Consider the following 6941-nt stretch of genomic DNA (forward strand, 5'->3'; position numbering starts at 1 on the left):
CGCCATCGCCGCTCCTCCGCGGGCGGCTATCGGCCCCGATAACTAACCGGACAAGGCGACCTCTAGGCCACGCTTACTGCGGACATCGAGCGCTCGATGGATTACCCGCGCCATTGGCCTAGCACGCCGCCCTATCTAGCACCGCAACCGCATCAGTTAGCCCTCTATCAAGCGCGCGGCTTCTCACGTCTGTAACAGTCTGAGCGAAACGGCGGTCGCGGCACACAGCTACGTTCGACACCTCAGAGTAGGCCTCCAGCAAGTACGAAGCGGCCACGTCATCAAACGTGTTGCCGTCACTCAATACCCGCGCAATCTCCCCGAACGGGACGGTTCGGGCCACATCGTAAGCTGAGCTGAACGTCGGCGGCTTTCTGCTGGCGTCGTACCTGTATTGCTCCATAAAACATTGAGCGTCGCCCCCCGAACAAATCGGCCGCTCTGGTGCGCACCCGACCAGGCCGAGGCAACACGCCACGGCAAGGTTTCGTAGCAGTGGAAGTGCAGGACCCATCCCCTCTCCCATGTGGCAACTGGTGTCGATTTTCACCCAAGATGGACATTCAGCGTCGAGAACGCAGCCATCTGCGAGCCTCGTACCGCTGGAACCAGAGCACTACGGTTACAGTCAGAACGAGCAGGAGATGGAAGCCCAGCCCGAGCAGGAATAGGTAAGGGTTGGATGACCACTCCACGGTCAGATCAGGCTCGGTGATGCTTGTAATGAGCAGTGGCTCTCCGAGCACAGCACGCCATATCCGCACGACGTCCACGCACAGAAACACCAATAGTAGGGGCACTCCGAGGAAGAGCGACAGCCGCTCACGCCGCGTGAGCAGTCCGCGTCGCTTGAAGATGCTGCCTTCAACCTTCGACATGCAGGGATGGTAACGGATTAGGTTGCGCGCTTGAAGCTGGAAATGGCCGCTTTACACCCTTTCGCGACATTCAGGTGAAGGTTTGAAAGGGCCCAATTGCGGACCTCGCTTGGCTGTGCTCCATGTAAATCATGTTCCGTTGTTCAATTTTGTTTTTGATCATGCTCGCACTCACTTCATGTGACGCTCCTGCCAAGACGGAAGGAGGTGAGGTCGGCGACGGTGAGCAGGGCGATAGCTGGTTGGTGCCTCGCTATGGGGAACAACAAAAACTTTCGGGGCTATTCCGACTTGCGTTTGAAGTAAGCTCCTTCGTTCCCTGTACAGAGCCTGAAGCGTGCAACATGATTTATGACAGCGCGCGTGATGAAGCCTGCTGGATGGTCTTTAGCGAGACTGCCAGTGATGATTTAAATCGAATTACGGGTTCAGATCACTTCGAACGGGAAGGAGTCTTCTGGATTGAGGGCGAGGGACGAGTTGCCGATGCACCCGGCCCCTTCGGACATATGAACAGCTATGAATGCCAAGTGGAGCTGAGCACCGTTGACGCTTTCGTGGTGCAGGAAACATTGCAGCAATCCAATATGGGGCAGCTGTCAAACGGCAGCTAGCCCCAGTTCTCTGTATTTGCGCGAATGTCTGACAGCGACCCGTTGCGGATATTCCGGCAATCCAGCATAACGCCTTTATGGCTGCTCCCTGCCTCTGGCCCCATGCCTGCTTCGATTGTCGCAAGTCTTGGAAGCTGCCCGAGGCCTCAACTGCGAAGTGCCCCGAGTGCGGCCATCCGCTTCATTGGATGGGGCGCGCGTTCAAGGTGCCGAGAAAGACGGACAGCGAGCAATGGGCGAAGGTCCGTTCTCTATGGACGGCGGGATACCGCTTCATGAACCATGAAGGATGGAGGGACGTAGAGCCTTATCCCGAGCACCTGAAAGAGGTTGAAGGTTTTGTCCGCGACAATCCGGACCACCCTTTTCGGCTAGGGGGCTGAACGTCTGTTAGCCACCCAGTTGCAGCCATGCCGGGCTGAGTGACGCTCGCCTGAAAGCCGACGTGCGGCTTTGCCCAATTCCTGTCCAGGACCTGCCGTTCAGCTAGCGCCCCACAAGCTGTCCGGCAGCTCTGCGGCGAACAGACCCATAGGCGGACGTTAGCGCCCACTGCCCGCCCCGCCAACTTCGGCCATTCATTCACGTTCAAAGCACGGCAGGGCTGGGGCGGATCGGTCAAGCCGGCGCTGACAACGCACCAGCAGCTCGTGCAAGGTGACCCGCGCGAGGTTAGCCACGTTATTTGGGGGCTCAAGCCGTATAGCGAAGTTCTGCAGCATCGTGCCGCAGGCTACTCGATCCAGACCGAGCAGCTGGACGCCGGGCCACCATGAGCCTGAAGTCTGTGGCGGTTGTGACCTGAGGTCTACTTGAAGCGATCCCGGGCCCCGCAGGAGCCGCACTTAATGGGTAGAGTTTTTTGGGAAGGTGACACTGAAGCAAGCCCCCGGCCCTCCCGCGCGCGGGAGGGCGGAAAGTTCGCCGCCGAGTTGCTGGCTCAAGGAGGTAACTACACGCATGCCGAGGCTTTCGACGATCGCAGCTGGATCGAACCCGGGTGGCAGCCCGTCGCCTTCATCGCAGACCGAGAGCAACTGCTCACCCGCGACGCGCCGGTATTCCACCGAGATCTTGCCCTTCCCGTGCTTGGCGGCATTGGTCACCAGCTCGTTGACGAGCAGCCCGATTGGTTGAATCAGCCTAGTCGGGACGTTCCCTTCATCGCCATCAACCTCGACCTCACGATCGAGGATCGAAGCCAAATCGTCGCACAGTCGGCGTAGGAAGGTGATGCACGAAGTCTCGGCTGCCTCGCCCGCATAGAAATGGCGATGAACCTGGGCCACCGCCGCGACGCGGTTCGCCGCCATCTGCAAGTGCGCGGCGGCCTCACCAATGTCCGGCGAGCGGCTCTGCATCGTCAGAAGGCTCGAGACGAACTGAAGGCTGTTCATCACCCTGTGGTCGATTTCCTTGGCCATCAGCTTGGCATGACCGACTGCGCGGCGCGCCGAAAGCTGCAACTCCATTTGGTCCGTCACAACTGAGGCGAGATCCTTGAGATCCTCGATCTGGGCCTCGTCAATGGGCCGGGCTTGCTTATCGATGATGCACAGTGTGCCAAGATTGTAGCCGTCGCTGGTGGTCAAGGGCACGCCAGCATAGAAACGCAGGCCGAACTCGCCGGCGACGAGCGGGTTGGCGAGCGAGCGGGGGTCGATGCTCGCATCGGTAAGGATGTGCGGCACGTCACTGAGGATCGCCGAGGCGCAGAGTCCGGGATCGCGACCGATCTCGCCGATCGGCACACCATGGTGTGACTTGAACCAGATGCGATCTTCATCGACGATGCTGATAATAGAGATAGGCACTCCGAAGCGACGCGCCGCGAGCGCGGTGATGCGGTCGAACGCGCCATCGGGTGGCGTGTCTAGAACGTCGTAGCGCCTCACCGCCGCCATGCGCTCAGCTTCGTTGTCGGGGATGATGGTCGTGGCATCCATGCCGGTTCTGGTCCTATTCGGAATCTCGGAGCGTCTCATTGCGCGCTCCCGCGTACGCTGTCGACACTGGTGGCGCCGGTGAACGCTTTGAAAGTCAACTAATTAAGCGAGCGTGCGGGCGTAGGATACTCACTTCGTGCTGATATGAGAACTCCCACATGCGTTCATTGGGGGCTCTGGGCGGTGTCCTAATCCCTAACGCTCGTTCATGTGAGCCGAAGCGTTCTGCCGGCGTTTCAGTGCTCGACCATATGGACGGGCGGGCAGCGCGCGGTTACGCCTCGCGGGAATGACGACCATGCATGACCTAGACAGCGCCTCGCTCGGGGCCGTGCTTAAGACAGCTCTTGATGGCGTGGTCGTGATGCGGCTCGACGGCACGGTGGCCGGTTGGAACGATGTCGCCGAGCGCACCTTTGGCTGGAGCTTTACCGAAGCGTTCGGGCGGCGGATGAGCGAACTCATCATCCCCCACCGGTTCCGCGAGGCGCACGAGCGAGGGCTCGCGCATTATCTCGCAACCGGAGAGGGGCCGGTGATGGACCGGCACATCGAGATCGACGCGCTGCACCGCGATGGCCACGAGCTGCCCGTTGAACTGTCGATCACCCGGACAGAACATTTCGGCGAGCCCGTATTCCTTGGCTTTCTGCGCGACATCACGGAACGCCGCGAGGCCGCGCGGCGGCAGGAGCTATTGATAGGGGAACTCAACCATCGCGCAAAGAACCTGCTTGGCGTAGTATCGGGCATCGCGCACCAGACAGTGCGCTCTTCCGAGACGCTGGCCGACTTCGGCCCATCGTTCGCCGGCCGCCTTTCCTCACTGGCGCGGGCGCATGAAGTGCTAACGGCAAGCGCTTGGGACAGGTCATCGCTGCAAGTGCTCGTTGAGAGCCTCGTCGGCGACTATGGGCGGGGCGACAATCCGTCGGTCAGTGTCGCGGGTGACGAGGTGCTGTTGCCGCCGAAGCAAATTCTTTCGATCAGCATGGTGCTGCATGAACTGCTGACCAACGCACTGAAGTTCGGTGCGCTTGCGTCTTCGGAGGGGCGCATCGCAATCGTCTGGAGCATTGGCGAAAGGGGCTTGGCGTTGGACTGGATCGAGACTGGTCTCGCCGGCGTGTCGCCGCCGACGCGCCGAGGCTTCGGCTTCAAGATGATCGCTATGAGCGTCGCGCATGAGCTCAAGGGAACCAGCAAGAGCGAATGGCATTGCGATGGCCTCACCTTCCGATTGGCTTTCCCGCTGCCGAACCAGGACACGCTTCAATGATCGCGATGAACACCCCGCAACGGCTCGCATCCTCGGCGCCGCCGGGTTGGTTGCCGCCTTCAGCAGCCAGCCAAGGACCGACCCCGGAGCTGGCGCGCGTGCCGGTGCTCATCATTGAAGACGAAGCGATGATCGCTTGGCAGCTGGAGAGCCTGCTTGAAGACATGGGCTTCAAGGAAATCGCGCTCGCCTCAGACGCGGTTGAGGCGGCCGGGGCGGTGAAGGGGCGGAAGCCCGAGTTGGTGATTTCGGATATCAATCTCGGGCCCGGTCCTGACGGCATCGAGGTGGTTGGCGCGATCCGCAACACGTGTAGCCCCGCCGTCGTGTTCGTCAGCGGCTACATCGATGAAAGCGCCCGAAGCCGCATTTCCGAGCAGGTCGCCGGAGCCCGTGTCCTTGCGAAGCCGCTGAACGGCGACAAGCTGTCTGACGTTATCCGCGATGTGTTGGGGCTTAATCGCGCGAACTGATAGCGGGGCCGAGGAGACCCAGACCCGGACGTTCAGGCCGACTTGCCCGCTACCCAACTTCGGGCACTCGTTCACCCGATTTGTGCCGACATGGACGAACCTGATCACCAGCGACCTTTGGGTAGGTGAGTTGCCGCTTTTCAGACTAGCAACCGGGAAAGCTGCCACTCTGGGAGCCGACCGGAGTGGCAGCTTGCTCCAGTTGCGACATTCAGGATCGATCACCGGCTCCAAATCTGCCGTTCGGAAGGCACCTATTCTTCGTTGTTTCCGAGGTCAGGACCGGCCTGGCAGGTTCCGGCCCAAGAACAGGAACAGCTGCCTGCATCACGGCTGCGGAGCAACTCTTCGCGGATCAGCGCTGAACGGGCTGCGGAGGATCTTCGGAGAAGTCGCGAGCGCGATCAAGCTAGAGACGAGACCGCAGTTCAACTGGCGCGGCACCCCGAGAGCTTCTCGGCACTACGCACTAAACCGACATCGTGACCGCGCAATTCTCTTTCGGACGCCGGGAACGATCCCACTCCACATTCATAAAGGTTAGCGCGGGAGGAGAACGTCGCGCCGGGAACGGCGTGGCCTTTGCTGGAGATGCTTTATGGTCGCCGCACATCACATAAAATCCTCGCTTAAGGCGCTCGGGCTGGGCGCACTGCTCTTGGCCGGAACGGCAGCGCCTGCATCTGCCGCCACTTTTCTAGTCAACCTTACAGGGTTGAATAATAGCGGCGTCACAGGATCAGCGACGTTGGAACTTAACGAAATTGCCAGGACTCTTTCCGTCGCTCTGAATGCAAGCGGCCTGGCTCAGGGTGCGCACATCGGGCACATCCATGGCCGGTTCGACAGCAGTGGAAATGCAATAGATTCCATTACCCCTCCGGCATCAGCCGATACTGATGGGGACGGCTTTGTCGAACTTGGTGAGGGGGCGCTCTTTTATGGCCCGATTCTCCTGCCCCTGAGCGGGATCGGCGATGTTGGAGCAGATGGCATTCTCAATTATTCGCAAACGTTTGATCTGTCCGATACGGGCGTGTTTGCCGATAGCTTCTCGTCGGAGGACCTGTTTCCTCTGACGTTTCGCGAGATCGTCCTCCACGGCGCCAACGTTCCTGCAAATGCTGGCGCGGGGACCGGCGGGATCATTGACGGAACACAGGGCACCTATTCCCTCGCACTTCCGGTTGCCTCGGGTGAAATTGTTGCCGCCATTCCCGAGCCTGCAACGTGGGGCATGCTCCTGGTTGGCTTCTTTGGCGTTGGCGGGATGATTCGTTCTACAAAGCGCAAGCGGCAACCGACTCTGTCCTTTTCCTGACCACCCCTTGCCAGGTGCAGAGCGCCGCTGGTCAAGAGACTGGCGGCGTTTTAGTGTTCTGCAGGAATGAGCCGGTAGCCACGATGGGTTGGCGGCGCGTGGAGAAATCCAGAACAATTGACCCGCTATCCAGCACTGCCAGATGGCTGTCTTAATCTCGGGCCGTTCTGCGATCAGGAGCGCTTCGCAAAGACGGTCGCCGTCGTTCTCGATCTGCGTGTGCCTGAGAAAAGCTGGATGCGCGGATACTCCTTTGGCCGGGTAAATCATCGAGGAGTCCTCCGGCGAAGAGAATAGGGGCCGTCCTCCGGGTGCTGTCATCTGTGGATGGCCCCTGCGCTGCAAGGGGTAAATGAGTTGATGGTTTGATCTGTCCGGGTGCGGTCATCTGTCCGGCCTGTTTGTGCGGCGCGAGATAGCCGCTGGCCCT

At 60.2% G+C, this 6941-nt stretch carries 5 protein-coding genes; 4 read left to right on the top strand and 1 reads right to left on the bottom strand.

Features of this window, described 5'->3' with window-relative positions:
• Positions 1-1009: 1009 nt before the first annotated feature.
• On the top strand, positions 1010-1492 hold the full coding sequence (locus ELY13_RS14405) for a hypothetical protein (protein WP_126174591.1): 483 nt from the start codon (positions 1010-1012) through the stop codon (positions 1490-1492).
• Positions 1493-2337: 845 nt separating this feature from the next.
• Here the strand turns inward: ELY13_RS14405 and ELY13_RS14415 are convergent.
• Entirely contained in the window at positions 2338-3438 is a 1101-nt protein-coding gene (locus ELY13_RS14415; protein WP_126174593.1) for a sensor histidine kinase, read from the bottom strand.
• A 298-nt stretch (positions 3439-3736) separates the two neighbouring features.
• On the opposite strand from ELY13_RS14415, the gene ELY13_RS14420 reads away from it, so the two are divergent.
• The 3 genes from ELY13_RS14420 (at position 3737) to ELY13_RS14430 (ending at position 6511) form a co-directional block, all read left to right on the top strand.
• Entirely contained in the window at positions 3737-4717 is a 981-nt protein-coding gene (locus ELY13_RS14420; RefSeq protein WP_206436086.1) for a sensor histidine kinase, read from the top strand.
• Complete coding sequence (locus ELY13_RS14425; RefSeq protein ID WP_164549839.1) at positions 4714-5190, top strand: response regulator; 477 nt, start codon at positions 4714-4716, stop codon at positions 5188-5190. The genes ELY13_RS14420 and ELY13_RS14425 overlap by 4 nt, the downstream gene beginning before the upstream one ends.
• A gap of 598 nt (positions 5191-5788) precedes the next feature.
• Entirely contained in the window at positions 5789-6511 is a 723-nt protein-coding gene (locus ELY13_RS14430; protein ID WP_126174596.1) for a PEP-CTERM sorting domain-containing protein, read from the top strand.
• Positions 6512-6941: the final 430 nt, after the last annotated feature.

Origin of the sequence: Altericroceibacterium xinjiangense (genome assembly GCF_003958635.1) — a bacterium.
Classification (GTDB): domain Bacteria; phylum Pseudomonadota; class Alphaproteobacteria; order Sphingomonadales; family Sphingomonadaceae; genus Altericroceibacterium_A; species Altericroceibacterium_A xinjiangense.

Coding starts and splice junctions, on each gene's coding strand:
- ELY13_RS14405 (WP_126174591.1), top strand. CDS start 1,010: ATGTTCCGTTGTTCAATTTTGTTTTTGATCATGCTCGCACTCACTTCA.
- ELY13_RS14415 (WP_126174593.1), bottom strand. CDS start 3,438: ATGGATGCCACGACCATCATCCCCGACAACGAAGCTGAGCGCATGGCG.
- ELY13_RS14420 (WP_206436086.1), top strand. CDS start 3,737: ATGCATGACCTAGACAGCGCCTCGCTCGGGGCCGTGCTTAAGACAGCT.
- ELY13_RS14425 (WP_164549839.1), top strand. CDS start 4,714: ATGATCGCGATGAACACCCCGCAACGGCTCGCATCCTCGGCGCCGCCG.
- ELY13_RS14430 (WP_126174596.1), top strand. CDS start 5,789: ATGGTCGCCGCACATCACATAAAATCCTCGCTTAAGGCGCTCGGGCTG.